This window comes from Prosthecobacter sp. (assembly GCF_044226605.1).
Taxonomy (GTDB): Bacteria; Verrucomicrobiota; Verrucomicrobiia; order Verrucomicrobiales; family Verrucomicrobiaceae; genus Prosthecobacter.
The window spans coordinates 184,154-202,082 of sequence record NZ_JBGAGS010000003.1 but is presented as its reverse complement, the minus strand read 5'-3'; the positions used below and the strand labels follow the sequence as shown (position 1 = coordinate 202,082).

General features: G+C 61.9%; 8 protein-coding genes. 6 read left to right on the top strand and 2 right to left on the bottom strand.

Annotated elements, in window-relative coordinates:
• The first annotated feature begins 13 nt into the window (after nt 1-13).
• Nucleotides 14-8,644, top strand: coding sequence for a beta strand repeat-containing protein (locus ACILSO_RS05320; protein WP_395736335.1), 8,631 nt, complete (start codon nt 14-16; stop codon nt 8,642-8,644).
• Nucleotides 8,645-8,669: 25 nt separating this feature from the next.
• Here the strand turns inward: ACILSO_RS05320 and ACILSO_RS05315 are convergent, their stop codons facing one another.
• On the bottom strand, nt 8,670-10,895 hold the full coding sequence (locus ACILSO_RS05315; RefSeq protein WP_395736334.1) for a hypothetical protein: 2,226 nt from the start codon (nt 10,893-10,895) through the stop codon (nt 8,670-8,672).
• A gap of 265 nt (nt 10,896-11,160) precedes the next feature.
• On the bottom strand, nt 11,161-12,183 hold the full coding sequence (locus ACILSO_RS05310) for a cytochrome-c peroxidase (protein ID WP_395736333.1): 1,023 nt from the start codon (nt 12,181-12,183) through the stop codon (nt 11,161-11,163).
• Nucleotides 12,184-12,338: 155 nt separating this feature from the next.
• On the opposite strand from ACILSO_RS05310, the gene ACILSO_RS05305 reads away from it, so the two are divergent.
• The 5 genes from ACILSO_RS05305 to ACILSO_RS05285 all read left to right on the top strand — a co-directional run bounded on the left by ACILSO_RS05305 (nt 12,339) and on the right by ACILSO_RS05285 (nt 17,865).
• Nucleotides 12,339-13,700, top strand: a complete 1,362-nt coding sequence (locus ACILSO_RS05305) for a right-handed parallel beta-helix repeat-containing protein (RefSeq protein ID WP_395736332.1) — start codon at nt 12,339-12,341, stop codon at nt 13,698-13,700.
• A gap of 15 nt (nt 13,701-13,715) precedes the next feature.
• Nucleotides 13,716-15,437, top strand: coding sequence for a putative ABC transporter permease subunit (locus ACILSO_RS05300; RefSeq protein WP_395736331.1), 1,722 nt, complete (start codon nt 13,716-13,718; stop codon nt 15,435-15,437).
• Between the two features lie 34 nt (nt 15,438-15,471).
• Entirely contained in the window at nt 15,472-16,161 is a 690-nt protein-coding gene (locus ACILSO_RS05295; RefSeq protein ID WP_395736330.1) for a hypothetical protein, read from the top strand.
• Between the two features lie 65 nt (nt 16,162-16,226).
• Entirely contained in the window at nt 16,227-16,607 is a 381-nt protein-coding gene (locus tag ACILSO_RS05290; RefSeq protein WP_395736329.1) for a hypothetical protein, read from the top strand.
• A gap of 118 nt (nt 16,608-16,725) precedes the next feature.
• The gene (locus tag ACILSO_RS05285) at nt 16,726-17,865 is read left to right on the top strand and encodes a tyrosine-type recombinase/integrase (protein ID WP_395736328.1); all 1,140 of its coding nucleotides are present in this window, start codon (nt 16,726-16,728) and stop codon (nt 17,863-17,865) included.
• Nucleotides 17,866-17,929: the final 64 nt, after the last annotated feature.

The window sequence follows — 17,929 nt, the reverse complement described above, 5'->3', positions numbered from 1 at the left end:
TGAATTCAGCCTTATGCACACCTTTTCCTCCGCCCTTGTTCCTCCTCCGTTCCGCTGGATGTTTGCAATGCTTCTGCTGCTGCCCCTCTCCACTTCAGCACAGCTCACGTGGGACGCTGACACTGCCACAGCCGGCGTGCAGGAAGGCAACGGCACCTGGAACACGACGCTGACCAACTGGTATGACGGCACCAGCAACGTGGCCTGGAACAACACCACGAATGCGAACACCATCGCGGTGTTTGGACTTAACACTGCCACGGCTGGCGGCACGATCACCGTGAGCGGCACGATCAATCTCGGCGGCATGAAGTTTGTGCCCTTTGCCAGCACTCCAAATCCTGCGCACACATTCTCAGGCAGCGGCACGCTGGCCTTCGCAGACAATGCCACCATCGAACTCTCCGACCTGGTCAGCAGCGGCAGCACGGGTGTGCAGTTTGTGAACCTGAACACCCTCATTACTGGAAACAACCTGACGCTGCAAAGGGCCGCGGGCTCGACCTCCACATTTCAGTACCTGAAGTTTGCGACTCCGAGTGTGAATTCGGGCCTGGTGGGCACGCTGACCATCAAGAGCAATTCGGCTTCCGTGGGTGTCTTTGCCCTGGTCGCTTCCGCTGCTTCGAACTCCGGCTTTTCCAAAATCGTCATCGAGTCCGGCAGCGTCTATGCCATCAGCGGCACGAACAACAACTACGCCGTTCCCATCACCATGGGTGGCCTCGGGCAGAACAATGGCGCCATTCGCGTGGATTCGAGCGGCATCGTCCTCAGCGGCGGCATCACCCTGACCTCCACGGCGCTCATTCACACCAACGCACTCGTCACTGGAGTGCTGGTCAGCAGTGGCATCGGTGAATCCACCGTCGGATCGGGCTATACACGCAGCGGTGTCTCAGCCATCAGCACGGTGACCTACACCGGCACCAGCAACTTCACGGGCGCGACGACGTTTGGCCGCAGCAGTGCAAACGGTGGCGTGAACATCTTTGATTTCAGCGCAGCGGGCGCACCTGTGACGAACCTCTTCTACAATGGTGTGACTGCGGGGGCGCTGAACATCATCGGTGGGAACAGCGGCCCGACCCTGCTCAATTTCGTCGGCAAGGCAGGCACGAACAACAGCCAGTCCTTCGGCAATGTCAGCGTGAGCGGCGCATCAGCCGCCATCGGCGCCCTGGGGGTGATCAATCTCACTTCGGACACCGGCGGGCGCATGGACCTTTCTCTGGGCACCATCACCCGGGTGGCCGGCAATCAGTCGTTTCTGACGATCAATGCCGCTGCGGCCGGAGATGTGAGCACGACGAGCACCACTGGATTTCTCGGTCCCTGGATCACCTACCGCCGCTTCAATGGCATGGCAGGCTGGGCGCAGGTGGTGGGCGGAAAAGTCACCGACGGCTTCGTGGGAGATCTGCTCCATGTTTCCGGCACGGCCATCTCAGCCCTCCCGGGTTATGCAGCGTCCGGCAACCTGAACATCTCCAGTGCCTCCACGGGGAATGTGACCGTCACGGGTGCGACGACGGACATCAACACCGTGACGATGAATGATCCGTACACCGACCGCCTTGTCGCGCTGCCTTCCAGCATTTTGCGCCTGGGCGCAACAGGAGGCATTCAGCTCGATGGAGACGCGCGCAATCTCACGATCGGCCAGCCGGGATCCGCAGGCACATTGACGGCAGGCGGTGCCGCCAGCACGGCGGGTCAGCTGATCGTGACGAACAACAGCACCGACAGTACCATCACGATCAATTCTGTCATCGCCAACAACGGCAGCGGAGCAGTGACGCTGCTGTTCAACGGCACGGCCGGCAGCAAAACCATTCTGACCGGTGCCAACACCTTCACCGGCGGCAGCACGGTGGTGTCCGGCGCGGTGGAGATGCAGAGCGCGGGCGCACTGGGCAGCAGCGGCACATTGACGGTGATGGAAGGCGCGGCGCTGCAGCTTAGCAGCGGCATCAGCGTGGCACGCAGCATGAGCATCGGCGGTACGGGCATCGCCGGTGACGGCGCGCTGCGCAGCCTCTCCGGCAGCAACTCCATCGGCGGGCTCATCACGCTGCTGGCGGCGTCCCGGATCAATGTGGATTCCGGCACACTGACTCTCTTCCTGACCAACGCCTCGACCAACATCATTACGGGCACTTTTCCGCTGACTTTGGGAGGTGCAGGCAATGTGGTGGTGAACAGCCGCATCGCCACCAGCACGGGATCGCTCACCAAGGACGGCACCGGCATGCTGACCCTGGCGGGAGACAACACTTACACTGGCGCCACCACCGTCAGCGGCGGCACTTTGAAGCTGGGCAGCACAACGGCGCTGGGTGTGACGAGCGGAGTCGTCATCGCCACGGGAGGCACGTTGGATCTCAACGGACAGACGACGGACCGCAGCTTTACCTCCATCAACAGCACCGGCGTGGGCAGCCTCGGGGCCTTGATCAACAGCAGCACCACACCTGCCACGGTCACGGGCACGACAGCCTTGAGCGGAGTCTCCACCATGGGTGGCACGGGCAATATCACGATCACCAATGCCACCGGTCTGACGGGAAACTTCCTGCTGACCAAGCTCGGCAGCGGCACGCTCACCGTGATTGATTCCACCACAACGAGTGGCCGCACAGGAACCACCGAGATCGATGCAGGCACGCTCCGAGTGCAGGCGGCCACGGCCATAGCGCCCATTGGCACAGGTGCGTATGCACTCAATGGCGGCACGCTCAGCCTGGGATTTGATGTGACCAACGTCATGACCAATGTGGTGAATGTGCTGAGCGACAGCACCATCATCGCAGACCGCGCCAGCGGCGGCCCAGGCGGCACGGTGCTGACACTCAGCACGCTGACCATCGGCGGAAATACGCTGACGCTGCAGGCGGGCAGCAATGTGAGCAGCGGCACGATCGGCCTCACTCTCGGATCTGTGAGCCTCGGCGGCGTGTCCATGCGTGCGGGCAATCCCACCTTTGATGTGCAAAGCACGGCTGCTGCCGCGCTGACGCTCACGCTCGGGGCGTTCAATGACCAGGCCATCGCGCCACGCACGATCACCTTCCAAAACAGCGGCGCGGCTGCCAGCGCCATCACTCTGGGCACAGCCGCCACCAGCCTCGTGGACGGCACCGTGGTCAATCTCAACAACGGCACCAGCGCAGGCGTGACGGTGAACCTCACCAACGTGACCGCGCTCGGCAGCCTCTCGCAGGTGACGGTGAACGGCAACAGCACGCTGACGGAAGGTGTGACGAATGTCGTGCTGGGATCACTGGCAGGAACCGGCACGGTGAATGCCAGCGGGGCTTTCACGCTCATCATCGGCAATGCGGCGAGCGCTTCGCCGGTCAGCAGCAATTTCAGCGGCGTGCTCAGCAATGGCACGGGAACCCTCACGCTGACCAAAGCAGGACTGGGTACACTGACCCTAAGCGGCACGACTTCGAACAGCTTCACCGGCGTCACCAGCGTCACGGGAGGCACATTGGTGCTGGGAAAAACAGGTGTCGCCACCGCCATCACGCCGGTGCTGACCATTGGCGCCCTGGCCGCCGCCACCGCGGGAAATGCCACCGTGCGGCTGGATGCGGACAACCAGATGTGGCTCTCGTTTCCCGCAGCCAGTCAGGCAGACAGCCTCACCATCAATGCGGGTGGCACACTGGACACCAACGGTCACATTCTCACGGTGAACACCCTCGCGGCCTTCTTTGGCGCCACTGTCTCGGGCTCCGGCACGCTAGCGCTCAATCGCACTGGCGGCACGATCGGCTTCACTGGACTCGACACCATCAGCAGCACGTTTCAGCTCACCACCAGCACCGGCAGCGGAGTCGCAACTCGAACGGTGGCGGTGGGTCCGTCCTCCGGCGTCACTGCCACGGACCAGCTCACCATCAGCGGTGCCGTCACGCAGGCCACGGGCGTTGCGGGCAGCATTACAAAGACACTGCCCGGAACCCTGGTCTTGAGCGGGGACAACAGCTACTCCGGCCTCACCACGATCAATGGCGGCATCATCAACATCCGCAGCGCCAACGCGCTTGGCACCACCGCCCAGGGCACGATCATCAGCGCGGGCACGACGCTGCAGATTCAGGGCGGCATCACCACCGCGGCGGAGGGCCTGAGCATCACCAGCACGGCAGGTGTCAACAACACAGGCTTCGCAGGCGGCAACGGCATCAACATCCAGACGGGTGCTCTGGTGAATGTGAGCGGCGTAAACAACTACACCGGGCTTTTGAGCCTCTCCATTGGCGGAGCCACGATCTCGTCGGACAGCGGCACGCTGAACCTGACCAACTCCGGCACCATCAGCGGCGCCACCTTTGGCATCACGCTCGCAGGCGCGGGGGATGGCAGCATCTCCAGCATCATCGGCACCACCACAGGCACGGTGACAAAAAACGGCACGGGCACCTGGACGCTCAAGGGGGTGAACACAAGCACTGGCGCGATCATCATCAATGCGGGAACCTTGAAGCTCGGCGACGGCACCACGGGCCGGTGGAGCACCACACCCGGACTGACTTACACAGGCAGCGGCCTGTTTGAATTTGGCGGCTCCACCCTGGCCAGCACGCAGGGGCTCGGTGCGCTCACGCTTACCGCCGGCGGCGGCACGCTCAAAGTGGACGCGCCGGCCTCGGGCACGAACGCCGTGAGCTTCACCTCGCTCACCACACCGGCTTTCGGCACCGGCCTGAACATCGTCTCGCCCGCGAACACAACGGTGACACTGAGCGGCAGTTCCAACGTCAACGGCATCATCGATCCTCGCATCACTTACAACGGAGTCGATTTCGCGTTCACCACCGGAGGGGTCATCAGCGCAGCTGCCACCACCACGGCCACGAGCAGCCTCAGTGGCGGAAATTCCACACCCTACCTGATCAGCGGCTCCTTCGCGCAAACGAGTTCGGTCACGGCGAATGCAGGCATAAAATTCGCAGGCAGCGACACCTTCACGATCAACAACGGCGTGCTGCTGACAATCAACAACGGCACCAATGCGGCTGGCGGCATTCTCATAACGGGTGGTGTGGCAGCGGTGATCGCCGATGATGGCGGAGCAACCGGCCTGACCACCGGAGGCAGCGGTGACCTGGTGCTCACCACGAATGCCGTGGGCGACAGTCTGAACATTCAAGCGCCGATCACCAGCACAACCACGGGTGGTGTGACGAAGAACGGAGCGGGCACGGTGACACTCTCCGGCACGAATGCCTACACCGGAACCACGAGCGTGAATGCAGGCACTCTGATCCTCGGCAATGCCGCAGCCCTGAGCACGTCCGCCGTCACCGTTCAGGTGGGTGGCGTGCTGGACCTGAATGGCAGGACGATCACCAATGCAGCCACCTTGAACGGCACCGGCATCAGCGGCGGCGGGGCCTTGATCAACAATTCGGGCACCACAGCGTCTATTGGCGCGCTGACCATCGGCCTGGGAAATGGCACCGGCGGCATCGGCGCGAGCATCGGCGGCACCGGAAACATCATCAGCACAGGCACGCTGACTGGAGACAACATTCTCGTCAAAACAGGCGCCGGCACCCTGACCGTGGGCAGCAATGGCGCGACAGCGCTGCCAAGCACACGAGTGGGAGCAGTGCGCATTGACGCCGGAACTCTTCGCGTCAGCAATTCCACCACCGCGCTCGGCACGGCCGCTGCGGCCATGATTCTCAACGGCGGCACCCTGAGCCTGGGCAGCAGCGCCTCGGTGGCGGCGTATCCGGTTTCGGTGACGGCGAGTTCGACCGTCGTCTCGGACCTCTTCACCGCCGGCTCAGGACTCACGCACACACTCGGTGTGCTGGTCATTGGCGGGCAGACTCTGACCATCCAAACCGGAATCAATGTCTCGGTTACCACCAATGCAGGCGTCACGTTTGGAGCCACCACCCTGATCGGCAACGCCACCTTTGACGTGCAAAACCTGAGCACCGCCACCACCGGAACCACCACGCTCACTCTCGGAGCCTTGAGCGATCTCGGCGTGGCCCGGACGATCACTTTTACCAACAGCGGGAGCGCCAGCACCAACAGCGTCGTGACTCTGGCCACCGCCATGGCCAGCCTTATCGACGGCACCGTGGTCAATGTCACCAGCGGCGCGAATGCCGGAGTCACGCTGAACCTGAACAATGCAACGGCCATCGGCACCCTGGCGCAGGTCACCGTCAGCGGGAAAAGCATGCTGAGCCTCGGCACCGCGCAGACCATCGGTTCCCTCAATGGCGACGGCAATGTCATCGGCGCTTTTGCGCTCACCGTGGGGAATGCCAACAGCGGCACGGCGCTGAACTCAAACTACAGCGGGGTGCTGGGCTTTGGCGGCGTGGCCACGGCATTGATCAAATCCGGGCTGGGCACGTTAACCCTGAGCGGGGCCAACGCCTACACGGGCGCCACCACGGTGAACATGGGAACCCTGAAGCTGAACAACGCCGCAGCTCTCGGTGCCACAAGCGGCGTGACCATCGCCGCAGGCGGCACGGTGGATCTCAATGGACAAAGCACCGGCAGGAACTTCACCTCCATCAGCGGCGCCGGTTACAGCAACAACGGCGCCCTCATCAACAGCAGCAGCACCACGGCCACCATCACCGGCAGCACCGCGCTGGCAGCCGCCGCCAGGATCGGCGGCAGTGGCAACATCACTGTCAGCAACACTGGCGGCCTGACGGGAAACTTTTTGCTGACGAAGTTTGGCACCGGCACGCTGACCTTCATCAGCACCGCCACCAGCGCGCGTTCCTTCACCAATGAGATCGATGAAGGCACTCTGCGGGTGCAGGCCGCGACGGCGATCGCCCCGCTAGGAACCGGCACGTTCACTCTCAATGGCGGCACGCTCAGCCTGGGCTTTGACGTGACCAATGCCGCCAATACCGGCGCTGTGAACCTGCTGGCCAGTTCCACCATCGTCGTGGACCGCGCCAGTTCAGGAGCTGGCGGCCAGACCTTCACGCTCGGCGCCATGATCACCGGCGGCAGCACGCTGACGGTGCAGGCAGGCAGCAATGTGGCCAGCGGCACAATCGGCCTGACACTCGGCACGGTCACCATCGGCGGACCTTCGCTGCCTGGAGGCAATCCAGTGTTTGATGTGCAAAGCAGCAGTACAGCAGCGACCACGCTCACTCTGGGAGCGGTCACAGATCAGGCCATCGCGCCGCGTACCATCACCTTTCAAAACAGCGGCACAACAGCCAGCACCGTCACCCTGGGCACCGCAGCCACCAGCCTGGTTGATGGCACGCAGGTGAACCTCTCCAGCACCGGTGGCGCCGTGACGGTGAATATGAATGCCGCGGGAGCGCTCGGCACTTTTGCGCAAATCACCGTCGGAAGTGGCAACACGCTGGCGCTTGGCGCAGCACAGACGATCGCCGCCCTCAATGGGACGGGCACGGTCACCGCTGCCACAGACCTCGTGCTGACAATCGGCAACACCGCCAGCTCCACGGTGAGCAATTCCGTGTTCAATGGCGCTCTCACGGGCAGTCTGTCCGTGCTGAAAAACGGCGCCGGAAGCCTGACCTTGGGCGGCCCGGCATCCAACACGTTCTCCGGTTCCTCCGCCACCGTCATCAACAGCGGCACACTCATTCTCGCCAAAACCGGCGGTGCCGTGGCCATCCCGGCCAGTCTCACGCTCGGCTCCGCCAATGGCATCTCGGGCACAGCTTCCGCGCAGCTCAATGCAAGCGAGCAGATCGCCAGCACGGCCACCCTCACAGTGAATGCCAATTCGTCTATGAATCTTAACGGCTTCAATCAAACGCTGGGCAATCTTAACGGCTCACCTGGTGCAACGATCACCAACAACGCTGTGGGCACCAGCAGCATGCTCACCCTTGGGTCAGGTGACGCGACGGGAGGGCAGTATCTCGGTTCCATCGCCGACGGCGCGGGCGCAGTCGCACTCACCAAGACAGGCGCGGGCAGCAGCCTGCTCGGTGCTGGAAACAGCTACAGCGGCGCAACCCTCGTCCAAGGCGGCACATTGCAGGTGGGAAGCAGCGGCATCGGCACCACAGGCACGGGTGCGGTCACGGTGCAGAGCGGCGCCACCCTTTCCGGCACCGGCATCGTGCAGGGCGTCAGTTTCACGGCTGCCAGCGGCTCCTTCATTCAGGCAGGCGATGGCACGGCGCAGGCCAGCTTCGGCACCTTGAACTTCAAACCGGCCTCGGGCTCTGGCACCATCGATTTTCAAGCGGGCAGCACGATCGTCCTCGGACTCAATCCAGGCGGAACCTCCGATCTGCTCAATATCGTGGGCACTGGAACGACCTCCCTCAATCTCAATGGAAACATCACCGTCACCGCGACTGGCTACACCCCCAGTGCGCCGGCGGTGTTCAATCTGCTCGACTGGTCCGGTCTGGCATCCAGCCCCATCTTCGACAGCCGCTTCAGCTACAGCATGCCGCTCCTCGGCAACGGAGATGAAGCCAGCGGCTTTGATCTTCCTGACATCTCCGGCTCAGGCTACACCTGGGACATCAGCAGCTTCACCACGAACGGCACCATCTCCGTCGTGGCCGTGCCTGAGCCTGCACGCGTGCTGCTGCTGGGCATGGCGATGGGCCTCATGCTGACCCGGCGCAGGCGCTGAATCGAATGCAAGGACTTCCAGTGCTTTAAAATGTCTCGTCCTTCTTTGGCTTGGTATCTACAGGCTTGATGGGAACGATGGGAATGATCTCCTCGGCTTTCACCATGGCTTTTTCAGGCGGCTTCTCCGCCGGGGGCGGCGGCTTGGCGGCAATGACCGGGGCGGGCTTTGGCTTGGGTTTGGGCTGAGGCAGCAGGAGGGCATCCAGGCCCTTGCGCTGATCCGCCAGCGTGGGGTCCGCGCAGAGCTTCTCCAAAATCGCGCCGGGGTTTTTGAGACGCGAAGCCAGGTAGTGCACCGCGATGGCCGTGGCGAAGGGGGAGGCGGGGCTGATGTTTTGGTAGTACGAGCTGTTGGAAGGTGTGACATGCCACAGGCTGATGTGCGCCTTGTGCAGATCGATCGGCACGTCCAGCCGCCATGCTTTCCAGATCTGCCCCTGGAGATTTTCGAGAGCCTTGTAGCGCTCGCGTGAACTGCTGGGAATGTGGGTGCGGCGCAGCTTCTCGCCCCATCCACCGTCGGCGTCCGCGGCAAGGATCAGATAGCGAGTGAACTTCCCGGCCAGTTCTTCCGCACTCGCAGAGTCTGGCACCTCCCCCTGCAAGGGGCGGACGGTGGAGAGAAAGAATTCGAGAAAATCCGTGTGCAGTCCTTTTGGCTTTTGATTGGGCTTCACCCACAGGGTTTGCAGCAGATCCTGCTGCGCGGCGGTGCGGCCCACAGCACCGGCCGTGTACTTGCTCTGAAACTTCGCCATCTTGTCCATGCCCACCGCACGGCCGATGCTGTCGAGCGCGGCAATGCCCATGGAGGCGCTTTTGGCGGTGACCGGAGAGGCGAGCGCGGGAAAGCTGCCCGGATCCGCCGGCACGGCCAGGAATTTGCTGAAGGCATCAAAGTCCGTGACGGGCTGGTGGAAGTTGCACTCGGTCCAGCCGGTCTTCTCCGGCAGCAGTGCCGCGAGCGCATTGGCTGCGCGGGCCAGCACGGCCATGGCGGCCTCGGGCGGCACCGTTGTTTCATTGAGCTGGGAGTTTGTCACCGGCCCCTGTTTGGTAGTCACCGTGGCGCCGATTTTGGGGACCGAATTGAAGGCCGCAGGGATGAGCGGGCGGATGGAGGCCTTCGGCAGGCGTTTCATCTCAGCACAGATGGACAGCGCATGCAGCGCGGCCCAGGTGCTCTCCATGTCTGCCGAGCGCTGATTGTAGAAAAAGTCGGTGGCGCCGGGGAACTGAACTTTCTCCGTCATCATGTCCTCCCAGGTCATCGGGAACTCGGCGGTGGCAAACTTCAGCGCCAGGTGCGTCCAGCTGTCCGCATATTTTTTCAGGCGGCTGCGTGCGCCCTCCGCCTGGTCTGCCAGCACTTGATTGGCCTTGGTGGGTTTTTCCTTCAGCTTCGCTTTGGCGCGCGTGACTTCGGCGTCGCTGGCCAGGTAGTCGCTGATCAGCACGGAAATCAGGCGGGGATGAAAGCACATGGGCCCCCATAAACCGCGGGCAGTTCCATCGGTGATCTGGCCGTCGAGCAGACGTGAGGCGAGCTTTTCCGTCCAGTCGGCCGCCATGCTGTCATCCGTCTGGGCCATGGCCACCGTCAGCCAGGCGAGATTCCAGGTCTGATCGGGAGGCCCATAGGTGTCCAGATAAAGCAGCAGGTTCTCCACCATGTGATACACCACCGGATCATTTTCCGGCAGCCCTGCCGCACGCAGCGCGGTGAGCGCCATGGCAGAGTCCCCAATGAGGCTGTAACTCCAGGAGGTGTCTCCCACATGCTCGTAAATCGGTTGTTTGTAGATGCGCTCGAGCGGCCCGTTGGGGTCGTAGCGGATGTGCGTTTCTTTGCGCGTGCCGATCTGCTTGGTCGGCTGCTGCACGATGCGCTTCACTGGCGGATCGCCCGGCGATGGCCCGGGAGTCAGCACCACGAGGTCCGTGTATTCATAAATGGGAATGTCACGTTCGATGAGGCGGTACTTCAGCGGCACATCCTTGTAGCCCGTCAGCGTGACCTTCTGAATGGGTGGGATGATCCAGCCCTGCGGATCGGCCTGGGCAAACTGCTTCAGCTTCATCACGCCCTGCGCCAGAGCCACCTGTGTGGCGTAATCCACGTCCGCCGATGTCACCTGCGGCACTTCGCCTTCAGCGGCTGGCGCGGCTGCACCGGGCGCGGGAGCCGTGGCGCCAGGTGCTGCAGCAGCGGCGGGCGCCTGTGCATGTGAGGCTGGCTGCCATGCCATGAAATGAAGTGCTACATACGCTGCGCCTATTCGTGTGACCAGATGCCGAGGGGTGATCTTTGCATGCATAGGCGTTCCTCCGTGTTGGGTTGGCGGGTGGCTGCGGGGTTGGAAACCACGGGTCTGGAACGGTGCCAGACACGCGTCTCTCCCATTTTTTATTCTGGAACCGGCATGGGAGTCAAGCCGCCGCCGCACGGAAGCTGAAAACAAATCAGCCGGACCTCGCGGCCCGGCTGATGGAAGATGAAGCTAAGTATAACCTTTATGCCTTCGGCGTATCGGCAGTGCTCTCAGGAAGCTTCGGGGCCTTGATGTAATCGGCGGGAAGGTCGCCTTTCAGGGTCTTGAGGAAGGTGACGATGGAGGTCACCTCGTCGTCGCTGAGGGTCTTGCCGAGCTGGTATTCGGCCATCTTGCGGACCATCTCGTCCAGGGTTTTCACCGAACCGTTGTGAAGGTAAGGGCCGGTTTCGGTGATGTTGCGCAGGCTGGGAACCTTGAAGAAAAACTTCTCGCTGTCGCTCTGGGTGATATCCGAACGGCCATTGTCCGTCAGCTCCGGCCAGGCCTTCAGCAGACCCAGCTTCTGGTACATCATGCCACCCACGGTCACGCCATTGTGGCAGGTCACGCAGCCGGTCTTGGCAAAAGTGGAGAAGCCCTTCTTTTCTTCCGCAGTGAGTGCGTCCTTGTTGCCTTTGAGATAGAGGTCCCACTTCGAAGGGGTCAGCAGCTTGCGTTCAAAAGCCCCCACGGCCTTGCCGAAGTTGTTGTAGTTCACCGGGTCCGCCTCGCCGGGGAATGCGGCTTTGAAAGCGTCCACGTAGCCGGGCATGCTCTTGAGTACCTTCACCACAAAGTCAGCATCGGGCGCACCCATTTCCACCGGATTGAGCACCGGGCCCTTGGCCTGCTCCTCCACGCTCGGCGCACGTCCGTCCCAGAACTGGGCCACGTGCAGTGCGGCATTGTAAACCGAGGGCGAGCTGCGGCCGCCGAGCTTGCCTTCATGCCCTGGGGAGAAGGGCAGGTTGTCATTGCCGTACTTGTCGAGAATGTGGCAGGAGTTGCATGACATCTTTCCGCCCTTGGAAATGCGGGTCTCAAAATAGAGCTGGCGTCCGAGATTGATCTTGGCCTCCGTGAGTTCATTTCCAGGAGATGGCGCTTCGGCAGGAAGCGGCATGAACATCGGCAGGAAGGCATCTGAGAAATCCGCCTGCGCAAACGCGGAGGAGACGCTCAATCCAAGGACAAGAACAAGGAGACGTGCGGTTGGTTTCATGTGTGTGGAAGAATCTGATATGATCCGTTGTCGCATACGTCGCTTGGATGGAGCGGGTTTCAAGTGATTGCAGCGGTGGCGCTCTGAGACGTTTTCTCATCATCAGCGACAGCTTCAAATTGACGAAATCCCCGCCGCGCAGATAGGCTGGACAAATGATCCTAAAATCCTTTCTTCTGCTGCTGGCCGCCGCAGGCGTGGCCATGGCGCAGCAACCGGTGGGCGATGGTAAGACCGACGACACCGCCGCTCTCCAGCATCTTTTTGACACCGTGGGCAGTGTGAAGCTGCCGAAGGGCACCTATCTGCTCACCCAGACCGTGAAGATTGATCTGAGCAAGACCGGATTTGCCGCGCTGAGCGGTGATGGCACGGTGCGGCTGATCATGGCAGGCGAAGGCCCCGCGCTGCATTTCGTGGGCACGCATGAAGGCTCGGCGGCACCGAGCTCCTTCAAACCGGAGGTGTGGGAAAGCCAGCGCACGCCCATGGTGGACGGCATCGAAATCGTGGGCGCGGATGATGAAGCGGACGGGATCGAAGCCACCGGCACGATGCAGATCACGCTGAGCCGCGTGGTCATCCGCGAGTGCCGGCATGCGGTGCATCTTTCGGTGCGCAACCGCAACGTGCTGATCTCCGCCTGCCATTTTTATCACAACACCGGAATCGGCGTGTTTTATGACAATGTGAACCTGCACCAGTCCAACATCGTGGGCAGCCACATCAGCTACAACGGCGGCGGCGGCGTGGTCTCCGTGGGTGGAAATGTGCGCAACCTGCACATCGGCACCTGCGACATCGAGGGCAATCACGCCCAGGACGGACCGCCGAGCGCGAATGTGATGCTCGATTCACGCGGCGGCTCCATCGGCGAGGTCGCCATCACCGGCTGCACCCTGCAGCACACCAACAAGTCACCGGACTCCGCCAACATCCGCATCATCGGCTCCGGCACGGATCCCTCCCTGCTGCGCCGCAGCGGGCGTGAGACCACGCGCGAAGGCAATGTGACCATCGCCGCCAATGTGTTCAGCGATGTGCAGGTGAATGTGGAGGTGCAGCACTCGCGCGGCGTCACCATCACCGGCAACACTTTCTGGGAGGGCTTTCAGCATGACCTCGTGGTGACGGACAGCGACCACGTGGTGGTGACGGGAAACAACTTTGACCGCAACCCGCGCTACCTGGTGAACGGCAACGACAATGCTGAGAAAAACGGCATTCTCATTCAGCGCTGCACGGACAGCACGCTGAGCAACAACGTGATCAGCGGCGTGTGGAAGCAGCGCGCGGCCGTGGATGTGGAGGCCTGCAACCGCATGCAGATCTCCCACAACAGCGTGCTGGACTCCGACGGCGCGGCACTGCGGCTGGACGAGGTGACGAACAGCATCATCACCGGCAACATCCTGCGGGATGACCGCGAAGAGGCGGCGCGCAGCAAGGAACCCTCCCTCGTGATCGTCGGCGGCAAGGACAACGTCATTGAGCAGAACATGCTGGGCACCAAATAGGATGGGCAGCGAGGCATGACGACTGCATCCGCCACCTGGCTTCTGGCCAGATCCCACGGCCGCATGCTGCGGCACAAGCTGCGCCTGGGCATGCGTGAAAACAAGCTGCTGAGCCTGACGGTGGGCACATTTCTCGGGCTGTACAGCCTCGCCGCCTACCTGCTCGTGGGGCGCGGTCTGGAGTTCATGGTGAAGCTGCCGCTGATCGGCCCGCTGCTCACGGAGCGGCTGGTGTTTCTGCTGTTCTTCTTCTTCCTGGTCATGCTCATCATCTCCAATGCCACCATCACTGGCATGAGCCTCTTCCGGCGGAAGGACATGGAATGGCAGATCGCGCTGCCGCTGCCACCCCGCAGCCTGGTGCTGTGGAAGACTCTGGAAGGCATGCTGCTGGCCAGCTGGGGGCTTCTCATGCTCAGCACGCCCATCCTGCTGGCGCTGGCGCAGACCTACAAGGCGGATGTGAAATTCATGCTCGCGGTGCTCCCGGCTCTGCTGGCCTTGGTCACCATCGCCGCCAACATCTCCACCTGGCTGCTCATCGCAATGGTGCGCTGGGCCCGGCGCTGGATGTGGAAGCCTCTGGCAGCAGGAGCTGTGCTGCTGCTGATCCAGACGCTGCCCGTCTGGCATGCGGGCGTGGAAACGCTGAACTCGGGAGACATGGGCGCAAGTCTGAACCAGATCCTGCGCCATACGGAAATATGCATGCACCCTCTGCTGCCCAGCTCCTGGGTGGCGGAGACCATTCAGGCCGCTGGACGGGGCATCTTTGAGCGTGCGGTCTTTCTCAATCTGGTGCTGCTGGCCAATGCGGCCATGAGCATCCTGATCACGTCGAAGATTGCCAGTGCCTTCTATTATCCGGCATGGAACCGCATCATGAGTGCGGCGCCGGGAGGAGGCCGCAAGGCCAAGACCATGGGACAGCAGGCCGCACCGGAGCTCCGCGGGCGGTGGCTGCGGCGCATTCTGGCGCTCGACCGCGCTTCGTATGCGCTGCTGGTGAAGGAGGTTCGCACCTTTTTGCGCGAGCCGGTGCAGTGGGGGCAGACCACGATCATCTTTGGCCTGCTGCTTCTCTATTCGATGAATCTGCGCAAGCTGGGCTACGACCTGCAGAGCCCGTTTTGGATTACCGTCGTCAGTCACCTGAACCTGCTCGTCTGCTGCCTGGCGCTCTCCACGCTGACCACGCGCTTCATCTACCCACAGTTCAGTCTGGAGGGCCAGCGCCTTTGGATCCTCGGCCTGTCTCCCCTGCCCCTGCACCGCGTGCTGGCCCTGAAGCTCCGGCTCAGCGCCAGCGTGCTGGCCCTCGTGATGGTGACGCTGGTGGTGGTGTCCGGCGTCTCTCTCGGGCTGCCATGGCAGCGCATCCTGTTTTTCAGTGCCTCCATCCTGATGCTCAGCTACGGCCTCACTTCGCTGGCGCTTTCCTTGGGAGCACTGGTGCCGAATTTTAAAGAAGCCAATCCGGCGCGCATCGTCTCCGGTTTTGGCGGCACGGTCTGCCTCATCGCCAGCTTCGTTTACATTGTGGGCGGGATGGTCCTGCTGCTGATCCCGTCCTGGCAAAACCTCAATCAAAATGCGGTGGCCATGGTGGGCTACAATGGCAGGATGGAACTGGTGGCGCTCGGTGGACTGGCTGTGTTAACCGTGGTATTTGGAGGCATTCCCTACTTTTTTGCCAAGCGACAGACGAAAAATCTGGAATACTTAAGACATCTGTAGTATTGGGATTGTGGAAATAATTTCCAGCACTCCCATGATCACTCGAAAAGCTCCCGCTCTCGCCACGGCATCCGGCCCCCAGGACGACAATCTCCTTGTCTTTGAAGACGCGCCCGAATTCATGGACGGGCACGCCGTGGTCAATTCGCTGGAGAATGTCGACTCGAAGGTGAAGGCCGCGCAGGAGCAGCTGCTGGAACTCCGTCGCCAGCAGGAGGAAATCGAACGTCAGAAGCAGCACCTTGAAGCTCTGCGTGTGAAGCAGGAGCGCTTCGTCGCCGGCAAGCGTGATCTCGTCGAAAAAATCAGCCGCTCCGCCAGCCTGGTGGAACGCGAACTGTACGATGCACAGAAGCGCGTCGAAGAATTTGCCCTCACGCACGATGAGTTCCGCCGTCATCTGGAAATCTTGAAGTCGCTGCAGCCCGAGAAGTGGCACCGCTCCCAGGTCAGCGAAGAGCTCGACAGCGCTCTTGCCGCCATCGAGGACGCCGAAAGCGACTACGCCAAGGGCATCCGCCGCCTGCATGCCATGGGTCCGCAGGAAGGCTCCGCCGCCGTCAGCAGCAGCACCAGCGCTGAAGACATCGACTCTCCGGCAGCACCCGCATTTCTCTCTCCGACCGATGACTTGAAGACCTGGCTGCGCCGCGGCTTTGCCTTCACGCTTCCGCTGATGGGAACGGTGCTGGTGGCCATCGTGCTGATCCGCCTGATGTTCTGAGTCCGGCGGTCCTCCGCCTGATTTGATCCTTCTGAGTTCGCGAATCCCTTTTACCTCTCATCCCCATGGCTCTGTTTTCTGGCAATCGCAAAGTTCGCTCCCGTCGCTCCAAATCCACCCAGGATTTGAAGAAGGAACCCACGCTGCAGCGGAACTCACGCCATCTGGCGAAGCGCTCGGATGAACTCAGCAGCAAGATTCACCGCCTGGAATGCTTCATCACGGCAGCGCCCGAGATCGAGCGCCGGCAGCGCCTGGCAAACGTGAATATTGTGCCGCCGATGGAGTCCTCCACCCCGTCCCCGCGCAAACGCCGGGTGCCGATCGCGAAACAACGCGCACGCCGCAGCGAGCGCCTGCGCATGGCCACGGAAGGCCTGCTCGTTCTCGGCTCCATCGGTGCCGTGGTGGGCTGGCTCAACCAGTGGTTCCATTTTTGGAGCTGAAAAAGCTGGTTCTCCTAGTGTTTCGCATACGGGCGACACGGGCAAACATCCGCGCTGTTGGCAAATGTGTTGGCAAATTTTCAAACTCTGCGGCAGGGTGCCCGCAGATGTTTTAACGATGGCTTCGATACGACCACGTGGAAAAGGCGGTGCCTACTACGCTCTCTTCAGGGATGCGGCGGGCAAATTGCGTGAACGGCCCACCAAGACGACCGATAAAAAGCTGGCGCAAAAACTGGCTGATGAATGGGAGCGGGCCGCACGGCCGACGGAAGGCGAGCGCACCGCTGAGCGCATGCAACGCGTGATGAGCGAGATCCATCACGATATCACCGGATCCGAGCTGACTCGCATGACCGCGAAGGAGTTCGCCAAGCGCTGGCTTGGGACGCGAGAGAAGGAAATCTCACCTCACAGCTTTTTTGTTTACAAGGCGGCCATCGAATCCTTTCTCGAGAGTCTGGGGGATCGGGCTGAAAAGGACATTCATGTGTTGGGCCGGGAGGATGTGCTGAAGTGGCGGGATGAGGTCGGAACCAAACGCTCGGCACGCACGGCGAATCATCGGCTGAAGATTCTGCGCATGTGGCTGGGGGCTGCGGACGATGACGGATGGATCCAGCGCAACATCGCCAAGGGCATCAAGCCGCTGAAGACGGGCGACAAAAACGTGAAGCGTCCGTTCACAGTGGCGGAGCTGCGGCTGATTCTCTCGAAGGCCACGCCGGAGTGGAAGGCCATGATCATCCGCGGCTACTACACGGGCCAGCGTCTCGGAGACATCGCCAGCCTGAGAGTCGGCGATGAAGATCCGCACGCGCGCCAGGTCTCCCTGGTCACGATCAAGACGGGCGCGCGCGTCATCATCGACATGCACCCATCCTACGTTGATTTCGTCCTGGGCGAAAACACCAGCGATGATCCCAAGGCGCCGCTGCATCCTCTGGCGTTTGCCTCGATCACGAAGAACAAGGGGCGCGTGGTGACGTTGAGCGAACAGTTTGCCGAGCTGCTCGTGGAGTGCGGCCTGCGGGTGACCAAACCGGGCAAGGCTGACGCGAAGACGTTTTACCCACTGAGCTTTCACAGCTTGCGACACAGCTTCGTCTCCCACCTGCAGGACGCCGGCGTTTCGCGCTCGATCGTCCAGGACATCGTCGGCCACGAGTCGGCAGCCGTGAACGCGACGTACACCCATCTGGACCGCACCACGAAGAGCAATGCCGTGGCCAAGCTGCCGGACATCACCAAGATATAACGTTCCACCGTTATACTTGAGATATAACGGTGGAGTGTTAGATTGAAACATGGGAGCAATCAAA

What these genes read in the sequence shown, in the direction of transcription:
- ACILSO_RS05285 (WP_395736328.1), top strand. Translation starts at nt 16,726, where the DNA reads ATGGCTTCGATACGACCACGTGGAAAAGGCGGTGCCTACTACGCTCTC.
- ACILSO_RS05310 (WP_395736333.1), bottom strand. Translation starts at nt 12,183, where the DNA reads ATGAAACCAACCGCACGTCTCCTTGTTCTTGTCCTTGGATTGAGCGTC.
- ACILSO_RS05305 (WP_395736332.1), top strand. Translation starts at nt 12,339, where the DNA reads ATGATCCTAAAATCCTTTCTTCTGCTGCTGGCCGCCGCAGGCGTGGCC.
- ACILSO_RS05300 (WP_395736331.1), top strand. Translation starts at nt 13,716, where the DNA reads ATGACGACTGCATCCGCCACCTGGCTTCTGGCCAGATCCCACGGCCGC.
- ACILSO_RS05315 (WP_395736334.1), bottom strand. Translation starts at nt 10,895, where the DNA reads ATGGCATGGCAGCCAGCCTCACATGCACAGGCGCCCGCCGCTGCTGCA.
- ACILSO_RS05320 (WP_395736335.1), top strand. Translation starts at nt 14, where the DNA reads ATGCACACCTTTTCCTCCGCCCTTGTTCCTCCTCCGTTCCGCTGGATG.
- ACILSO_RS05290 (WP_395736329.1), top strand. Translation starts at nt 16,227, where the DNA reads ATGGCTCTGTTTTCTGGCAATCGCAAAGTTCGCTCCCGTCGCTCCAAA.
- ACILSO_RS05295 (WP_395736330.1), top strand. Translation starts at nt 15,472, where the DNA reads ATGATCACTCGAAAAGCTCCCGCTCTCGCCACGGCATCCGGCCCCCAG.